Origin of the sequence: Parabacteroides sp. PM6-13, assembly GCF_029892605.1 — a bacterium.
Taxonomy (GTDB): Bacteria; Bacteroidota; Bacteroidia; order Bacteroidales; family Tannerellaceae; genus QVMG01.
Genome location: NZ_JARXWF010000008.1, coordinates 119326 through 135469 on the forward strand (window position 1 = coordinate 119326; position 16144 = coordinate 135469).

Consider the following 16144-nt stretch of genomic DNA (forward strand, 5'->3'; position numbering starts at 1 on the left):
AGCCTTCCCAATTTGTGTGGAATCACAATAATAATGTGTACCTTTGCCGAAATTTGAAAAAGAGTAAATGAAATATACGTGGCAAACGGATGACCCATATCATTTCTCCGATCATACATCGGAACATACTGCTCTTTTTTCTTTTTGTCGGAAGGAGAGATATCTGATTCTTTCAGGGCTGCGTTAGTTTTTCTATCTAACGCATTTTTTTTGTCCGCCAACGACGACAGGGATAGAGGTTAACAATCTTACAAAAACAGAATATATTATGTCGAAAAGTGGTATTAAAAAAGTGATCGTTCTGGGCTCCGGCGCCTTGAAGATCGGGCAAGCAGGAGAGTTTGACTATTCGGGTTCGCAGGCGTTGAAGGCCTTGCGCGAAGAAGGCATCTATACCGTGCTTATCAATCCAAACATCGCAACGATCCAAACATCGGAGGGGGTAGCCGACCAGGTCTATTTTCTGCCGATTACTCCCTATTTTGTGGAGGAGGTGATCAAGAAAGAGCGTCCCGACGGTATCCTATTGGCCTTTGGTGGGCAGACGGCGTTGAACTGCGGAACAGAAATGTACACCAGCGGCACCTTGGAGAAGTATGGCGTGAAGGTGTTGGGTACCTCGGTGGAGGCGATCATGAACACAGAAGACCGCGACCTGTTTGTTAAGAAATTAGATCAGAAAGATATAAAAACACCGATCAGCCAGGCGGTGGAAACCATTGCCGATGCGAAAGCAGCCGCCCTCAAAATCGGTTATCCGGTGATGATCCGTTCGGCCTATGCCCTGGGAGGTATGGGAAGCGGTATCTGCCAGAACGAAGAGGAGATGGTAGCTTTGGCGGAGAGCGCCTTTGCTTACGCGCCGCAAATCCTGGTGGAAGAGTCGTTGAAAGGCTGGAAAGAGATCGAGTTTGAGGTGATCCGCGACAAGAACGACCATTGTTTCACGGTAGTAAATATGGAGAATGTAGACCCGCTGGGTGTACATACCGGAGAGAGCATCGTGGTAGCGCCTACCTGTTCGTTGACCGACGAGGAGATAAAGAACCTACAGGAATTGTCTATCAAAGCCATCCGTCACCTGGAGATTGTCGGAGAATGTAATATCCAATATGCTTATAGTTCGGAAACGGGCGATTACCGCGTGATCGAGGTGAATGCCCGCCTGAGCCGATCGTCGGCCTTAGCCTCCAAGGCAAGCGGTTATCCGTTGGCTTTTGTGGCAGCTAAATTGGCTTTGGGCTACGGACTGGATGAGATAGGCGAGATGGGAACGCCCAACTCGGCTTATAAAGCGCCGGAAGTAGATTATATCATCGTGAAGATCCCGCGTTGGGACCTGACCAAATTCGTAGGCGTTAGCCGCCAGATCGGTTCCAGCATGAAGTCGGTTGGCGAGATTATGTCGATCGGTAAGAGCTTTGAAGAGATCATCCAGAAGGGATTGCGTATGATCGGGCAGGGGATGCACGGCTTTGTCGGCAACAACGACCTGGAATTCGACAACCTGGACGAAGAGCTGGCCAACCCGACCGACCTGCGTATCTTCGCCGTTGCCAAAGCCTTGGAAGCGGGATATACGATCGATCGCATTTATGAACTGACAAAAATCAACCACTGGTTCCTGCGGAAACTGAAGAACATTGTGGATTATACCGCTGTACTGGGTGGATACAATAAGATTGAAGAGCTGCCGGAAGATATCCTGCGCGAAGCGAAACGCCTGGGATTCTCTGACTTCCAGATTGCCCGTTACGTGGAAGATCCGGAAGGGAATATGGAAAAAGAAAACATCCGCGTGCGCAACCAACGCAAACGCCTGGGCGTTCTGCCGAGCGTAAAACGGATCAATACCATCGCCTCCGACAACCCCGAATTGACCAACTACCTCTACCTGACGTACGATGGCAGCGAACATGATATTCCCTATTATAAGAATGAAAAGAGCGTGATTATCCTGGGCTCGGGCGCTTACCGCATCGGATCGTCGGTTGAATTCGACTGGTGTTCGGTGAACGCGGCACAAACGGCTCGCAAGCTGGGGTATAAGTCTATCATGGTCAACTACAACCCGGAGACGGTTTCTACCGACTACGACATGTGCGACCGCCTCTATTTCGATGAACTTTCTTACGAGCGTGTACTCGACGTGATCGACCTGGAAACCCCCAAAGGGGTTATCGTTTCGGTGGGGGGGCAGATCCCGAACAACCTGGCGATGAAACTACACCGTCAGCAGGTGCCTATCCTGGGAACCTCTCCGCTCTCTATCGACCGGGCAGAAAACCGTCACAAGTTCTCCGGCATGCTCGACACGCTGGGTATCGACCAACCGCGTTGGGCTGAGGTGGTGAGCATGGATGAGATCGATTCGTTTATCAACGAGGTGGGCTTCCCCATCCTGATCCGTCCGTCGTATGTGCTTTCGGGAGCGGCGATGAATGTCTGCTACAGCAAGGAGCAAATGATTGAATTCCTTGGCTTGGCTGCCAAAGTATCGAAAGAATATCCGGTCGTTGTGTCGGAATTCCTGCAGGGAGCGAAAGAGATTGAGTTCGATGCCGTCGCGATGAATGGCGAAGTGGTAGAATATGCCATCTCCGAACATATCGAGTTTGCCGGTGTACATTCCGGTGACGCTACGCTTGTTTTCCCGGCACAAAAGATCTACTTCGAAACAGCGCGCCGCGTGAAGAAGATCGCTAAAACGATTGCGAAAGAATTAAATATCAGTGGTCCGTTCAATATCCAGTTCCTGGCAAAGAACAACGATGTGAAGGTGATCGAATGTAACCTCCGTGCTTCACGTAGCTTCCCGTTCGTATCGAAAGTATTGAAACGTAACTTTATTGAAACGGCTACCCGCATCATGCTCGATGCCCCCTATAGCCGCCCCGACAAGAGCGCCTTCGATATCGACTGGATCGGTGTGAAAGCCTCTCAGTTCTCGTTTGCCCGCCTACACAAGGCAGACCCGGTATTGGGAGTAGACATGAGCTCAACCGGTGAGGTAGGCTGCCTGGGCGACGACTTCGATGAAGCATTGCTCTCCGCTATGCTTTCGGTTGGCAATGCCATCCCTAAGAAGAATATCCTGGTCTCTTCCGGAGAGGCAAAAAGCAAGGTAGACCTGTTGGAACCCTGCCGCATCCTGGCCGATAAGGGATACACGATCTACGGCACGCATGGCACGGCGCGTTTCCTCAACGAGAACGGCATTCCGTCGCAGGAGGTAAGCTGGCCGGACGAACAGGGCGAAAACAACATCATGGAGATGTTCTCAGAACATATCTTCGAACTGGTGGTGAATATCCCGAAAGACCATAGCAAACGCGAATTGACCAATGGGTATAAGATCCGCCGTGCCGCGATCGACCACAATATCCCATTGATCACCAACGCCCGCCTGGCAAGCGCCTTTATCCAGGCCTTCTGCAATCTGGAAGAATCGGATATCCAGATCAAGAGCTGGCAGGAATATAAGTAAGAAGACTCCTTCTTACAGACAAAAATAGAAGGGACACAGGGTTTTATGTTAATATATATAAAACTCTGTGTCCCTGTTTTTTATATTCGTGTTAAAAGAGTAATTTCCCGCTCGTTTAGTTAAAAACCACAAGTAGTAAAGAGATGAATCGAAGGAAGTTTCTCAAGACAGGCGTTACCGGCCTCGCCGGATTTTCGATTGCCAATAGCAGTATGGCTTCCCTATCGGGCTGTACGTTTACCCGTGATATCATAGTTGATAAGGTGAAGTTGGGCGAATCAGGCCTGACCGTCTCCCGCATTGCCATGGGCACCGGTACGGTAGGGTGGAACAAACAGTCCAACCAGACACGCCTCGGTATGGACAATTTTGTCCGCCTGGCGCGCCATGGCTATGACCGGGGCATTCGTTTTTATGATACGGCCGACACCTACGGATCCATACCCTATGTAGGCAATGCGATCAAAGGCCTTCCCCGCGAAAAGATCATCTTGAATACAAAGATCTGGACACATCCCGACGACTCCGACAAACGGGTGCCGGTAGCCCCGGAAATCGACCGTTTCCGGAAGGAGTTCGATACGGATTATATCGATATTCTATTGATGCATTGCATGAATAGTGGTGACTGGCCGGAGACCCGCCATCATTATATGGACGGCCTCTCGCGTGCTAAGCAGGACGGAATTGTCAAAGCGGTAGGTATCTCTTGCCATAATCTTGACGCGATCCGCCAGGCAGCCGTAAACCCTTGGATAGATGTTATTATGGCCCGTATCAATCCTTTCGGGACCAATATGGACGGCAAACCGGAGGAGGTGAAGGAGGTATTGGCATTGGCTCGCCAAAACGGCAAAGGATTGATCGGCATGAAAATATTCGGAGAGGGCAAGCACGTCAAAGAGGAAGAACGTGAACAGTCTATCCACTTCGCCCTGACCGAAAGTCATATTCATTGCATGACACTCGGGCTCGAATCCATTGAGCAAATGGACGATGCCATCGACCGGGTGATGAAGTTCGTATAGGATCTTATTTAATGTACAACGATCTTTTCCCATTCAGGATGTTTCTGAATGTAAGATGCCACAAACGGGCATAACGGCACAACACGCAGGTTGTTCTCGTCGAGATACTCCAGTGTCTCTTTCACCAACTGTGTACCCACGCCCTGTCCTGCCAGTGACATAGGCACTTCGGTATGTGTTAGGAAGACATCTCCATCGGGGATCATAACAAACTCGATCAGGGGTGTGTACCCTTTTATATTGAATTCAAACTGTTGTAATGCATCGTTTTTAATCAATTCATACTGTTGTTCCATAGCTGTTTCTTTTTTATTTTATGTTCTTTTTCTTTTTGCTTCTGTTTTTATAACAATCAAAAAGCGGTTTTGTTTTCAGGAGCGAATCATTCTTTTACCAACAAACAGTTTCCTACATTTGCAGGATGAAAGTAATTGTAGCCACATTAAACGCAAAATATATCCACACCTCCCTGGCGCTTCGCTGGTTGTATATTGCCAATAAAGACCGCCTGGATATCCGCTTTCGGGAGTACACCATTAAAGAGGATCCGGAGAAGATCACCAGCGATCTCCTGGCTGCGGGATGCGATGTGATCTGTCTGAGTGTTTATATATGGAATGTCGGTCGGGTGGGGGAGATTATCCGCCGACTGAAGCAACAGAATCCTCGTCTTCTCTTCATTCTTGGTGGGCCGGAAGTGACCTACGAGCCTGAACATTTCCTGCGGGAGTGGGCGGTCGACTATGTGATCAGTGGCGAAGGCGAGTTTGTGTTGGGCGATCTGATAGCGTCTCTCGAACGGGGCGAGACCGAACTGCCTCCCGGTGTCTCCTCGCACGACCGGATAAGTACGACCGTTTGTCGGGCTGATATCACCCGCTTAGCGCAGCTACCCTCTCCCTATCAGTTGGAAGAAGATCGGGAAGAATTGAAAAACCGTTTGGTCTATGTGGAGACCTCGCGGGGATGTCCTTACCAATGCCAGTATTGCCTCTCCTCCCGTGAGCAGGGGGTGCGCTATTTTCCTTTGGATTATGTACTGGACAATCTGAAATACCTGATTGAGGCCGGTGCGCGGCAGATCAAGTTCCTGGACCGCACCTTCAATCTGAACAAGGAGCATACGCGGGCCATTTTCGATTTCCTGATCGCTCATTGGCGGGAAGGGCTGAGCTGTCAGTTTGAAATTTATGCCGACCTATTGACCGACGAGATGATCGACTACCTGAACGATCGCTTGCCCGCGAACTATTTCCGCTTTGAGATAGGTATCCAATCGACCTACGAACCTACGAACCAGGCGGTCAAGCGCAAACAGGACTTCCCGCTTCTGGCGCATAACATCCGGCGGCTGATGGCGGGGGGTAAGATTGTACTCCATCTCGACCTGATCGCCGGCCTGCCCCATGAGACCTTCGAGCGTTTCACGCAGTCGTTCAATGAGGTGTTCGCCTTAGGAGCCAAGGAGGTACAACTGGGCTTCCTGAAAATGCTTCGAGGCACTCACCTGCGACGCGATGCCGACCGCTACGGTTATCACTATGCCGAGCAGGCACCCTATGAGATAACGGGCAACGATGCCATCTCCGCCGAAGAGCTTCATCGCATCCATGAGGCGGAGCACGCGCTGGAGAGGTACTGGAACAGCGGCCGTTTTGCTACGACAATGCACCGCCTCTTCGCCACCCATTGGGCAGGGCGCTATTTCCAGTTTTTTGATGAGCTGGGGCAATACGCCGCGCAACACCATCTGCCACACCGGGGATACCTATTGGAAGATCTGTTTCGTAACCTGCACCACTTCCTCTTGTCGAAAGAGATCGACCTCTACGATGCCTTACGTACCGACTACTACAGCCATTTCACGCAGCGACCCCGTGGCTATTGGCTCCAGACAATCGATAAGCGGGAACGCAAAAAACTCCTCTACACCATTGGGCAGGACAAAGAGTTCCTACGCAAACACCACCTCACCCGTCGGATCATCGAGAAGCAAACCGCCCTCGACCCCCTCACCCCCCAGGAATACCTCCTCACCATCTTCCCCGCCGAAGGAGAGAAAACCGCCAAAAGGGAGGTGGTTTATTTTTTCTCACCCGCATGAGAATTTTTTCTCACGCGGGTGAGAATTTTTTTATACGCTTTTGTAGGGCTTCTTATTCGTAGTCATGTTCCCATATTTCCGGTGATGGGGTGAAGTCTTTGATAAGCTCTTTTATGTAGGTGATAGCCTCTTCGTTGGTGTCGAATATCACATAAGCGGGAATTTTCTTTGTCTCTCTTTTCCAACTCATCTCGGCAGCGGCATATTCTTTGAATGTGCTCGGGAAAACCGGAGCGTAGCTTGGATAGTAATCTTCTTCATTCATCGGTTTGTTGAATGCTACCCGCATCACAATCCCCTCTGTGGAATATTCTGTTACATAAAGCGTTTCGCCTGCCTGTTCTTCCGCAAAAACGCGTTTGTCCGTTGTCAGCCGCCCGGTGGCGGGATCGTAACGGTATCCGGATCTGACAAACACATATTTGTTATCCTTCTCATATTGATATTTCACCCAATTTTCATAAAGATCACCCAATACCGGCGTACACAATAATTCCGAATCATGAAACCATAAGGCGGCCGCCGGGGGGATGCTATCTACCCTATACATAATTAGGAAAATCTCCTTCATAGAAGGGGGAAATGCCGACTTTTCTATTTCAGATTCAATATTTTCCAATGGGGTCAAAGTGGAGGGAGGATAGAAATATGATATATAACCTTCAGAAGAATAATAGACCCCATTCACTGTTTCTTCAAAACTCCCCTCATTCTTATCCTCATCACCGCATGCGATAGCGACTTCACATTTAGTTCACATTTTGGCAAAATCGCTTAAAAGTATCGATGAAACCGCGTTTTTTTGATGATAAATAAAAAGGCTACTTGAATCCGGTAAATGCGTATTTGAGCTCAGGTAGTGGCATGATGAAGGTGTGTAGGGTCAGATATTCCAAGAGTGGAAGGTTTTCATATAAATCCCAAAGGGATTTCCTATTCGTAACCGCGGGTGTAGCGAAGCAAACCCGTGGTAGGCAGATAGACAAGACCTACTCTCCAAGCAACCCCGAAGAGGGTTGAACCCATTCCGGGTTCGTTAGTTATTATTAGCGGAATACCCCCGGTCGTTCGCTTCGCTCTCTTACCGAGGGTTTCGAATAGGAAATCCCTGCGGGATTTAACTCATTTCAGTGTACCTTGCCACCTTCCCATCTTACCAAATCTGAAAACGCCCCCTTTCTCCTTCAAATCTTCCAAAATTGGAAGATTTCCAATTTGACAAATTGCAAAAACGCCCGAGTATTTTTCCGAAAACGTAGGGGTATTTTAAATTACCCGCAGGAGTAACACTTTTTAACGTATCATATTGTAAAGCAAAATGGCGTTTTTGCTTACACTTTGTATTTTGAGAATGGCGCAAAAAAGGAAGGAGTTGGTAGGTTTTGAGTCAATCCGTAGGGCTATTCTTGGGCTATTTTGCAAAATATCAAATGAAGGTGTAGGAATTTTGTATTTATTTTATAGATTTGTGGCATCAAACCATTTTATGAATTATATCCATAAACCAATGGCAGGCATTTATCGCACAAGATAAGACCGTGTCCGGACAACCTTCCTCTCCGGCCTGGTGCGTGTACCGTTACTACACGTATCCCTTTCTGTTGTTATTTATTATTATTGTTTCATGATGAAATACGCATCGGGCGTATGGTCAAATTCGTGTATGTATGGAAAATTGGAAAAAAGTTTTTGCCATTATATGGACAGGGCAGTTCCTGTCCATTCTGACGAGTATTCTTGTCAATTTCGCGGTGATCCTCTGGATCAGTATGGAAACCGGTTCGGCTGAGATGCTGGCGTGGGCGGCTATTGCGGCGATGTTGCCGCAGGCGTTATTGGGTCCTGTGACCGGGGTGTTTATCGATCGCTGGAACCGGAAGGCGATTATGATTCTGGCGGATAGTTTTATTGCTGTCTGTACGATTATTATGTCGGTTCTCTTCTGGCTCGAGGTGGCCGAGATGTGGCATATCTTCGTATTGCTTGCTTTTCGTTCGGTAGGTTCGGCCTTCCACATGCCGGCGATGCAGGCCTCCATTCCCCTATTGGCTCCTCAGGAGCAGTTGACGCGTATCGCAGGGGTCAGCCAGATTATCGGTTCGGTCGGAAATATTGCCGGGCCGGCTTTGGGGGCTTTGTTTATTACGATATGGGATATGGAGTATGTCCTATTGTTGGATGTAGTTGGCGCCGTTGTGGCCTGTATCTCTTTGCTCTTCGTATATATCCCCAATCCGGAGAAGGCGGAAGGGCATACACCTCATGTATTCAAGGAGATGAAAGAGGGGCTTATGACTGTTTTGCGAAGCCGGGGCCTGAGTTGGATTTTCCTGTTTTCCATTTTGGTCACCCTCTTCCTGATGCCGGTCAGCGTGTTGTTCCCCTTGATGACGCTGGAGCATTTCCAGGGGAACGCCTTCCAGGTGAGCCTGATCGAGGTGATCTGGGGCGTGGGTGCCTTGTTGGGAGGCGCTGTGATGGGGGCGAAGGTCTATAAGGTGAACCGGGTGGTACTGGTCAATCTGATGTATCTGATAATCGGAGCTACGTTTGCCCTGTCGGGGGTCTTATCGCCGAATGGCTTTGTGTTGTTTGTCATCCTGACGGCGATTGCCGGGGTGTCGGGCGCGGTCTATAACTCCTCCTTTACGGCGCTGGTGCAGACCCATATCCGTCCGGAAGCCCTGGGGCGTGTCTTCTCTATGTTCTACACATTCAGTATTATCCCCTCGCTCATAGGGCTTGTTGGTATAGGCTTCTTTGCCGATAGCCTGGGCGTGACGACCAGCTTTATTGTTTGTGGGGTTGTGATCATATTGATCGGAATGGTCTCTTTTACTACTCCTTCCGCTATGCGGTTGGATAAGAGGGGGTGAAAGGGTATCAGAGTAGTTAAAGTAGGGGAAAACCTTCAAGTAGGAGGAGATGGGAAGGTTTTAGAAAGCCCGAAAGGGCTTCAACCCGGATAACCCCGTGCAAACCGTAGGTGCAGCTCGGGGTAGACGTAATATATATATATCATGAGCTCCGTAGGAGGTCAACTGTTGAGCACCTACGGAGCTCGTTTCTATGACACAATCAACCCCGAGCTGCGCCTTAGCGGCTTGCACGGGGTTATCCACATCTAAGTCCTTGCGGACTTTAGAACCTTCAATTCTTACAATATCTGAAGACGCCCCTTTCCCCTTTCCCCTTTCTCCTTCATACTTTATTTATATACCTTGCAGGCTCACGCAAACAAAATATACAATACCGGAATCAGTATGCCTATCATCAGGTACCACTTGCCGCGTCCGGCGAGGCCATTCTTTCCTTTGACCATTATCAGTCCGGAGAGGGCGAAGAAGATCAGCGTGCCGGCAAAGATATCTGCCATCGGGCTCCATCCTTTCACTTTGTTGTAGTGCAGGCGGTTGATCCAATAGACAAACTCACGCTTGGTGTATTTCTCATACTCCGCGGCGCCGCTCTTTTTATTGTAGACACCAATGCCGCTTTCCAGTAAGAGGCGGTAGTGTTCGTCGTCGACCTTTTGCACTTTCCGCAGCGCGGGCAATCCTTTCTGCCCGTTCCAGGCAGCCGTTACCCCTTCGTTATCGAGCGAAGGCGAAAGGGTGATCGAGCCTGTCTCTGTGCGGAACGCCGGATCTTTCCCGTCCATATGGTTCAATAGGATGCCGGAAATAGCATACACCAAGCTAAGCCCGACCATCAGATAGCCCAGATCGCGGTGGAGGATACGCGCCCACTTGGTGAGTTGCCTGCTGAATGTCTTTTTATTCGACGATGTCATATTTTTGTCCATCCAGGTAGTAGATAGAATAATGATCTTTGTTGTTGGCTTTCATCCACTCCCGCATGTCGTTGATATTGCTCAGCTCCGCTTCACACGTTTCTGCCGAACCATCTTCTTCCGTCATCTTAGCTTCGGTATCTTTCTCCATCTGATCGATGTACTCTTTGCTTAATTGGTTCTCCTGCAGGATGCCGGTCACCTCCAATTCCGAGCCGATCAATTCTTTGTTGAAGCTTTCGATTTCTCCTTTGGCCTCTATGCGCATGGTGACATTCTCATTGTCGCCAACGATGAAACATCTCTTGCCGGAATGGGCGCAGGTGTGCGTCACGCTTCCGCGTACTTTCACGGTTTGTCCGATCAGCTGATCTGCGTTCGCCAGGAGATCGTCCAGTTTATACACTTCGGTAGTCATTTCCGATTTGGTGGCTTCGGCACCATTTGTCTGTTCTGTTTTTTTGTTTCCGCATGAGATCAATAGGCAGGAAACCATCACGAGCATTAAAATCTTTTTCATACGAGTTATTTTAAATTAAAGTTTTTTGCATCATCGGGCAAAGGCGTGAGCGCCATGATCTTGCCAATCTACTTATTGCGACAAATATAACATTAATATTTTGTAACTTTACCGTTTTTAATTGTAACTATTTATGTTTCGTAAACTTGTAGCCATAGAGCCTGTCAGCCTGATTCCATCGGCTGAAAAAGCCCTGCACTCTTTTGCAGAAGAAGTCGTGATGTATCCGGATATACCGGCCGACGACAACGAAGTAGCCGCCCGTATCGGTGATGCCGATGCTGTGCTGCTCAGTTATACCTCCCGCATCAACCGGGCCGCGCTGGCCCAATGCCCGAAGGTGAAATATATCGGTATGTGTTGTTCACTCTATTCGCCCGAAAGCGCGAATGTGGATATCCGTTATGCCAACGAACGGGGCATCACGGTGACCGGCATCCGCGATTATGGCGACGAGGGGGTTGTGGAGTATGTGATCAGTGAACTGGTGCGTTGCCTGCATGGGTTCGACCAGGAGCCGTGGGATGGGATGGCGTGCGAGATAACCGGCCTGAAGGCGGGTATTATTGGATTGGGCAAATCGGGTGGTATGATAGCCGACGCGCTGAAATTCTTTGGGGCAGACATCTCCTACTTCGCGCGCAGCGAGAAAGAGGAGGCGCGTGCCAAGGGCTATCGCTTTCTGCCTTTGCAGGAATTATTGGCTGAGAGCGAGGTGGTTTGCTGCTGCTTGAACAAGAACACCGTCTTATTGCATGAAGCGGAATTTGCCCACTTGGGAAATCATAAGATACTGTTCAATACCGGCCTGTCGCCCGCCTGGGACGAAGCGCCATTTACCCAATGGCTCGAGGGCGATAATCGCTGTTTCTGCGATACAGTAGGCGCCTTGGGTGGCGAACATCTACTCGGCCACCCACACGTACGTTGCATGCAGGTATCGACAGGACGCACCCGTCAGGCTTTCGACCGCCTGAGCGAGAAGGTGCTTCGGAACCTATCAGAATACAATGGGTGAGACAATATTGATCAGGGTGCTGACTACCGACCATCCGGCGATTTCGGAGGTGGCGCTATAGACATCCACGACGGCATGCACCTGCTCGTTGCGGATCTCCACCCGTTGGGTATCGCCGACAAAGCCGGGTGTAGACTGCATAGCTACCTGCATCTTTTCGGGACCTACTGAGGCCAACGAAGCTGCAACCGAAACATTCAATCCGGTAGGGAATACGCCGATGGCTTCGCGTGCTGTTCCGGAGAAAACGATGCGTTTCTCTGTCTCCAACGCCGGATCATACACCTTCGATCGCCGCAGGGCATGCACCCCTTTCTCATTGAAAAAACGGGCAGAAGCGTTACCCATCAGGGTAGCGGTGCGCAACACATCGAAGCCTCCCGTTGCTCCCGAAGCGATATACACGCGTGTGCCGTTTGCCTTCGCCACATCCCTTACCTCCTCATAAAAAGGGGTATCGGCAAAGGCGCCTATCGACAGGGTAATGATGGAGGTGCCGTTTTCCAATGTCGGCAAAGCAATCTCTTTCATGGCCGCGGGCGAAGCGGCTTCGACAAGGTAATCGGGCTGCAGAGCCAACAGGGCATCCAATGAGCTGCAGGCCACACAGGGCTTGCCATGACGGCTCATGATGGAAGCCAATCGTTCGGCTTTGGCCGCCGTACGCGAATAGACACCAACTAGATCATACTCAGGCAACAAGCCTTTCAGGATAGCGTCCGCGACAATGTCTGCCAGGTATCCGCATCCGACAATCACTAATTTCTTCATATGGGGAAAAATGTTTATTGCTCCTCTATATCTTCATAATTTTGAAAGAGGAAATCGTTATAAGGAAATCGGGTAATATGAATCTGTTTCACCCGCTCGTATAATAGTTTCTTGAGCTGATCCGTATTGGTAGACTGCTTGGCCGAGATAAAAATGGTATTGTCCGGCAGGCGGTTCATCCAGGTCTGTTCCAGTTCTTTCAACGAGATATTCTCACGACTGCGCGGCGAGAGGTCGTCCTCTTCTTTCGGCACGAAGGTGAAAGCATCGATCTTATTGAACACCATAATCATCGGCTTTTCGGTATTATCGATCTCCGCCAGGGTTTTGTTGACTACCTCGATCTGCTCCTCAAACGAGGGATGCGAGATGTCGACCAGATGCACCAAGAGATCGGCTTCACGCACCTCATCGAGGGTCGACTTAAACGATTCGACCAGCTCGGTCGGGAGCTTACGGATAAAACCGACCGTGTCGGATAATAGGAAAGGCAGGTTGTCGACAATCACCTTGCGCACGGTGGTGTCGAGCGTGGCGAATAGTTTGTTTTCGGCAAACACCTCGCTTTTGCTCAAGAGGTTCATCAGGGTCGATTTCCCTACATTGGTATATCCCACCAGGGCCACACGCACCATCTTACCGCGGTTCTTACGCTGCACACTTTTTTGTTTATCGATATCGACCAATTGTTTCTTCAATAGGGCGATCTTCTCTTTGATGATTCGTTTATCGGTTTCCAACTGCGTCTCACCGGGTCCACGCATCATAGCGCTACCACCTCGCTGACGCTCCAGGTGAGTCCAAAGACGTGTCAGACGGGGAAGCATATACTGGTATTGCGCCAGTTCGACCTGCGTCTTGGCATGAGCCGTCTGCGCCCGGAAAGCAAAGATATCCAGGATAAGGCTGGTGCGGTCCATAATGCGTACCTGCAACTCCTTTTCTATATTGCGTAATTGCTTAGGCGAGAGCTCGTCGTCGAAGATCACGACGCCAATCTCGTTTTCCACGACATATTCTTTGATCTCCTGCAGCTTCCCGGAACCGACAAAAGTGACCGGATGCGCATAATCCAGCTTCTGGGTGAAGCGTTTGGCTGTCTCCATCCCGGCCGTTTCGGCCAGAAAAGCCAGTTCATCCAGGTATTCTTTTACCTTTTGTTCGTTTTGCACATGAGTCACAAGCCCTACTAATACGGCTTTCTCCGTCGTGTTGTCGGAAATAATAAAATCTTTCATGCCACAAAGATAGGTTTTTTGAATTATTTTACTATATTTGCTACTCTGAATAACCATTTTAAGACCTTTACTATGACACGACACCACCTTTTACTGAGTGGCCTTTTTATAATCATTCTTGGCCATTTTTCCCTGCAAGCGCAGGAAATCAACCCCACCACATGGGCATCTTTCGTTGGATCCGCACAGAATAGAACTGTCTCAGACACCTTTCGGTTGCAATTGTTTACAGAGCATGTCGATAACAACTGGTCGTATGAAACGACTGGCGAGACCTCGATTTTTGATCCCAAGACGGTGGATATTATGGATGGATCCGACGGGTTGTCCCTGAAATTGCTACCGGGAAGCACGTTACGGATGTCCGATATATCCTTTGGCACTTACCAGAATGTGGAGATCATTGCCATCTTTGCGTTCCGGAATGTGATGCGAGCGGAGAATTTATATCTTACCTCTAACAGGAAAGGGACCTCGATCAATCGGATTGCCTCCCTAACGCTCACTGATAATTCTTCGGTGTCGTTTAAAGGCATTAAACAAATGAACGGATCGCCGGAAAGCCATCGCTTACGGGTCAAGTCTGATCCCTGGAATATGTTGCTGGAGGTTGGTGAAGATCCAAATACTTCGATCGGCGGTTTCTATGCCATAGACAGCCTATATGCGGTGGGAGAGGTGAAAAGATATTCCCTCTTCACCGGCGAAGGGAGTTGGCATGAGGCAGAGAAATGGACGGATGACCCGGCGCTTCGCCGACGCCATGCGATGATCAACGGAGCGGTTACGGTGGATAACTACGCCACCTGCCGTAACTTATACCTTGGTGACGGAAGCGTGTATGTGGAGGAAGAGCAGATGCTCTCCGTAGAGCGCATGATTTTTTGTGGATCGGAGTCGAGTTTCTCATCTGCCGGCGAGACTGCGATAAAAGACAAGGTATCGGTGTATTGGACATGCCCGGAAAAGAATAAATGGTATTTCATCTCTCTCCCATTTGATGTGTATGCGGAAGGGATTGATGCAGCCTTTACCTTAAAGGATGATTTACCCAATGACGGAGGTAATTTCTTCTACCTCTACAGCTATGACGGGGAAGCCCGTTCGCGCGGCGAGGTGACGGAGGAGGGCTATTGGCGCGTAGTCCCCGCTTCGTCGTTGACAAGCGGGCAACCTATTCTGCAAAAGAATAAGGGTTATCTGATCGCTCTGGATGAGAAGGCAGACAGGCAAACGCTCTGTTTCTCTTCTCTCCCGGGCGTGATCCCCTTGGACTTTGGGCAGAAGGGACACATCACCATCACGACAGCCCAGAAAGGAGAGCTGGTAGCGGAGGAAGACCATGGCTGGTATCTCTGCGGCAATCCATTCCCTTCTCCTCTTCCTTTGCGCAGTCTGGCATCCTCCTTCGGATCAGGGGCTTCGGTCTTTCTTTACGAAGAGGGCGACTATGTCGCTTACCCTATGAATAGCGATTATGCACTTCCTGCCTTCTCCGCCTTTTTTGTGAAAGCGGAGAGCGATAAGGAAATTCTGGTTACAGCACCCAACACTACTACTATATATAGGATGTTATCCACTTCGGAAGCTTTGTCGAAGGCAAAAGCTGAACCTACGTTCTCGTCGCCGGTATCCACGACTTCTTCCCCCTTGACTCAAACGCAGTTTAGCTATGTGAATGCGAACAGACTCTTTTTAGAGCATTTACTCATGCCAGGTGTTGCATACATGGTGGATTTACGAGGACGGATTTGTTGGCAGAAGGAGGTTAAGCCCGGTACAACCGTGCTTAGCCTACCTTCTTCCTTACCGAAGGGATTTTACATTGTCTGTGTGAAAACGAGTCAGTATCAAGCACAACATAAATTCATTCTAAACGATTGACCTATACCGATAAACCGCTATCTTTGTCGTTTATCAATGGAAAGAAAATGAAGAAAGTAAATATCACCAGTTTGGCCTTAGTGGCTTATCTGATCGTCATGGCTGTTATCGGATGGCCGGGTCGCCCCAATGCCCCGATGGATTATACGGAATACTTTTGTATGATCGGTCTCACATTGGTCATCATCGCTCTATTGCGCTTCCTGCAGATCAAACGAAAGAAGATGAGGGATAAGTGGAAAGAAGAAAACTAAAAAAATAAACCCCGGCAAATTATTTGTCGGGGTTTATTTTTATGATG

The 16144-nt window shown here is 49.3% G+C and carries 13 protein-coding genes; 7 read left to right on the forward strand and 6 right to left on the reverse strand.

From position 1 onward, the window contains the following. Positions 1 to 268 precede the first annotated feature (268 nt). Positions 269 to 3487: a carbamoyl-phosphate synthase (glutamine-hydrolyzing) large subunit gene (gene carB, locus M2134_RS09255; protein ID WP_280751308.1), complete on the forward strand. Its 3219-nt coding sequence runs from the start codon at positions 269 to 271 to the stop codon at positions 3485 to 3487. 143 nt (positions 3488 to 3630) lie between these two features. Beyond that, complete coding sequence (locus M2134_RS09260; protein ID WP_280751307.1) at positions 3631 to 4515, forward strand: aldo/keto reductase; 885 nt, start codon at positions 3631 to 3633, stop codon at positions 4513 to 4515. Positions 4516 to 4523: 8 nt separating this feature from the next. Here the strand turns inward: M2134_RS09260 and M2134_RS09265 are convergent, their stop codons facing one another. Next, the gene (locus M2134_RS09265; RefSeq protein ID WP_280751306.1) at positions 4524 to 4811 is read right to left on the reverse strand and encodes a GNAT family N-acetyltransferase; all 288 of its coding nucleotides are present in this window, start codon (positions 4809 to 4811) and stop codon (positions 4524 to 4526) included. 125 nt (positions 4812 to 4936) lie between these two features. Between M2134_RS09265 and M2134_RS09270 the strand changes: the two genes are divergently transcribed. Further along, positions 4937 to 6619, forward strand: a complete 1683-nt coding sequence (locus M2134_RS09270) for a DUF4080 domain-containing protein (RefSeq protein ID WP_280751305.1) — start codon at positions 4937 to 4939, stop codon at positions 6617 to 6619. Positions 6620 to 6671: 52 nt separating this feature from the next. Here the strand turns inward: M2134_RS09270 and M2134_RS09275 are convergent, their stop codons facing one another. Then, positions 6672 to 7169: a hypothetical protein gene (locus tag M2134_RS09275; protein ID WP_280751304.1), complete on the reverse strand. Its 498-nt coding sequence runs from the start codon at positions 7167 to 7169 to the stop codon at positions 6672 to 6674. Between the two features lie 1117 nt (positions 7170 to 8286). Between M2134_RS09275 and M2134_RS09280 the strand changes: the two genes are divergently transcribed. Beyond that, positions 8287 to 9495 carry an MFS transporter gene (locus M2134_RS09280; RefSeq protein WP_280750814.1) on the forward strand — a complete coding sequence of 403 codons (1209 nt, stop codon included), beginning with the start codon at positions 8287 to 8289 and terminating at the stop codon, positions 9493 to 9495. Between the two features lie 353 nt (positions 9496 to 9848). Here M2134_RS09280 and M2134_RS09285 read toward each other — a convergent pair whose 3' ends face one another. Beyond that, the gene (locus M2134_RS09285) at positions 9849 to 10424 is read right to left on the reverse strand and encodes a PepSY-associated TM helix domain-containing protein (RefSeq protein ID WP_280750813.1); all 576 of its coding nucleotides are present in this window, start codon (positions 10422 to 10424) and stop codon (positions 9849 to 9851) included. Continuing rightward, positions 10396 to 10932, reverse strand: coding sequence for a hypothetical protein (locus M2134_RS09290; RefSeq protein WP_280750812.1), 537 nt, complete (start codon positions 10930 to 10932; stop codon positions 10396 to 10398). The genes M2134_RS09285 and M2134_RS09290 overlap by 29 nt, the downstream gene beginning before the upstream one ends. Before the next feature lie 133 nt (positions 10933 to 11065). Between M2134_RS09290 and M2134_RS09295 the strand changes: the two genes are divergently transcribed. After that, complete coding sequence (locus M2134_RS09295) at positions 11066 to 11950, forward strand: NAD(P)-dependent oxidoreductase (RefSeq protein WP_280750811.1); 885 nt, start codon at positions 11066 to 11068, stop codon at positions 11948 to 11950. On the opposite strand, the gene M2134_RS09300 is transcribed toward M2134_RS09295, so the two are convergent. Together M2134_RS09300 and hflX are read right to left on the reverse strand one after the other, a co-directional pair. Beyond that, positions 11933 to 12721, reverse strand: a complete 789-nt coding sequence (locus M2134_RS09300) for an aspartate dehydrogenase domain-containing protein (protein ID WP_280750810.1) — start codon at positions 12719 to 12721, stop codon at positions 11933 to 11935. The two genes, M2134_RS09295 and M2134_RS09300, sit on opposite strands and share 18 nt — an antisense overlap. A gap of 14 nt (positions 12722 to 12735) precedes the next feature. Further along, entirely contained in the window at positions 12736 to 13959 is a 1224-nt protein-coding gene (hflX, locus tag M2134_RS09305) for a GTPase HflX (RefSeq protein WP_280750809.1), read from the reverse strand. Between the two features lie 72 nt (positions 13960 to 14031). On the opposite strand from hflX, the gene M2134_RS09310 reads away from it, so the two are divergent. Next, a complete protein-coding gene (locus tag M2134_RS09310) occupies positions 14032 to 15843 on the forward strand; it encodes a T9SS type A sorting domain-containing protein (protein ID WP_280758158.1) in 1812 nt (603 codons plus the stop codon). Between the two features lie 47 nt (positions 15844 to 15890). Beyond that, positions 15891 to 16097: a hypothetical protein gene (locus tag M2134_RS09315; RefSeq protein ID WP_280750807.1), complete on the forward strand. Its 207-nt coding sequence runs from the start codon at positions 15891 to 15893 to the stop codon at positions 16095 to 16097. The last annotated feature ends 47 nt before the right edge of the window (positions 16098 to 16144 follow it).

Bases quoted from the DNA above. Each gene is read 5' to 3' on its own strand.
- carB (WP_280751308.1), top strand. From the start codon at position 269: ATGTCGAAAAGTGGTATTAAAAAAGTGATCGTTCTGGGCTCCGGCGCC.
- M2134_RS09260 (WP_280751307.1), top strand. From the start codon at position 3,631: ATGAATCGAAGGAAGTTTCTCAAGACAGGCGTTACCGGCCTCGCCGGA.
- M2134_RS09265 (WP_280751306.1), bottom strand. From the start codon at position 4,811: ATGGAACAACAGTATGAATTGATTAAAAACGATGCATTACAACAGTTT.
- M2134_RS09270 (WP_280751305.1), top strand. From the start codon at position 4,937: ATGAAAGTAATTGTAGCCACATTAAACGCAAAATATATCCACACCTCC.
- M2134_RS09275 (WP_280751304.1), bottom strand. From the start codon at position 7,169: ATGTATAGGGTAGATAGCATCCCCCCGGCGGCCGCCTTATGGTTTCAT.
- M2134_RS09280 (WP_280750814.1), top strand. From the start codon at position 8,287: ATGGAAAATTGGAAAAAAGTTTTTGCCATTATATGGACAGGGCAGTTC.
- M2134_RS09285 (WP_280750813.1), bottom strand. From the start codon at position 10,424: ATGGACAAAAATATGACATCGTCGAATAAAAAGACATTCAGCAGGCAA.
- M2134_RS09290 (WP_280750812.1), bottom strand. From the start codon at position 10,932: ATGAAAAAGATTTTAATGCTCGTGATGGTTTCCTGCCTATTGATCTCA.
- M2134_RS09295 (WP_280750811.1), top strand. From the start codon at position 11,066: ATGTTTCGTAAACTTGTAGCCATAGAGCCTGTCAGCCTGATTCCATCG.
- M2134_RS09300 (WP_280750810.1), bottom strand. From the start codon at position 12,721: ATGAAGAAATTAGTGATTGTCGGATGCGGATACCTGGCAGACATTGTC.
- hflX (WP_280750809.1), bottom strand. From the start codon at position 13,959: ATGAAAGATTTTATTATTTCCGACAACACGACGGAGAAAGCCGTATTA.
- M2134_RS09310 (WP_280758158.1), top strand. From the start codon at position 14,032: ATGACACGACACCACCTTTTACTGAGTGGCCTTTTTATAATCATTCTT.
- M2134_RS09315 (WP_280750807.1), top strand. From the start codon at position 15,891: ATGAAGAAAGTAAATATCACCAGTTTGGCCTTAGTGGCTTATCTGATC.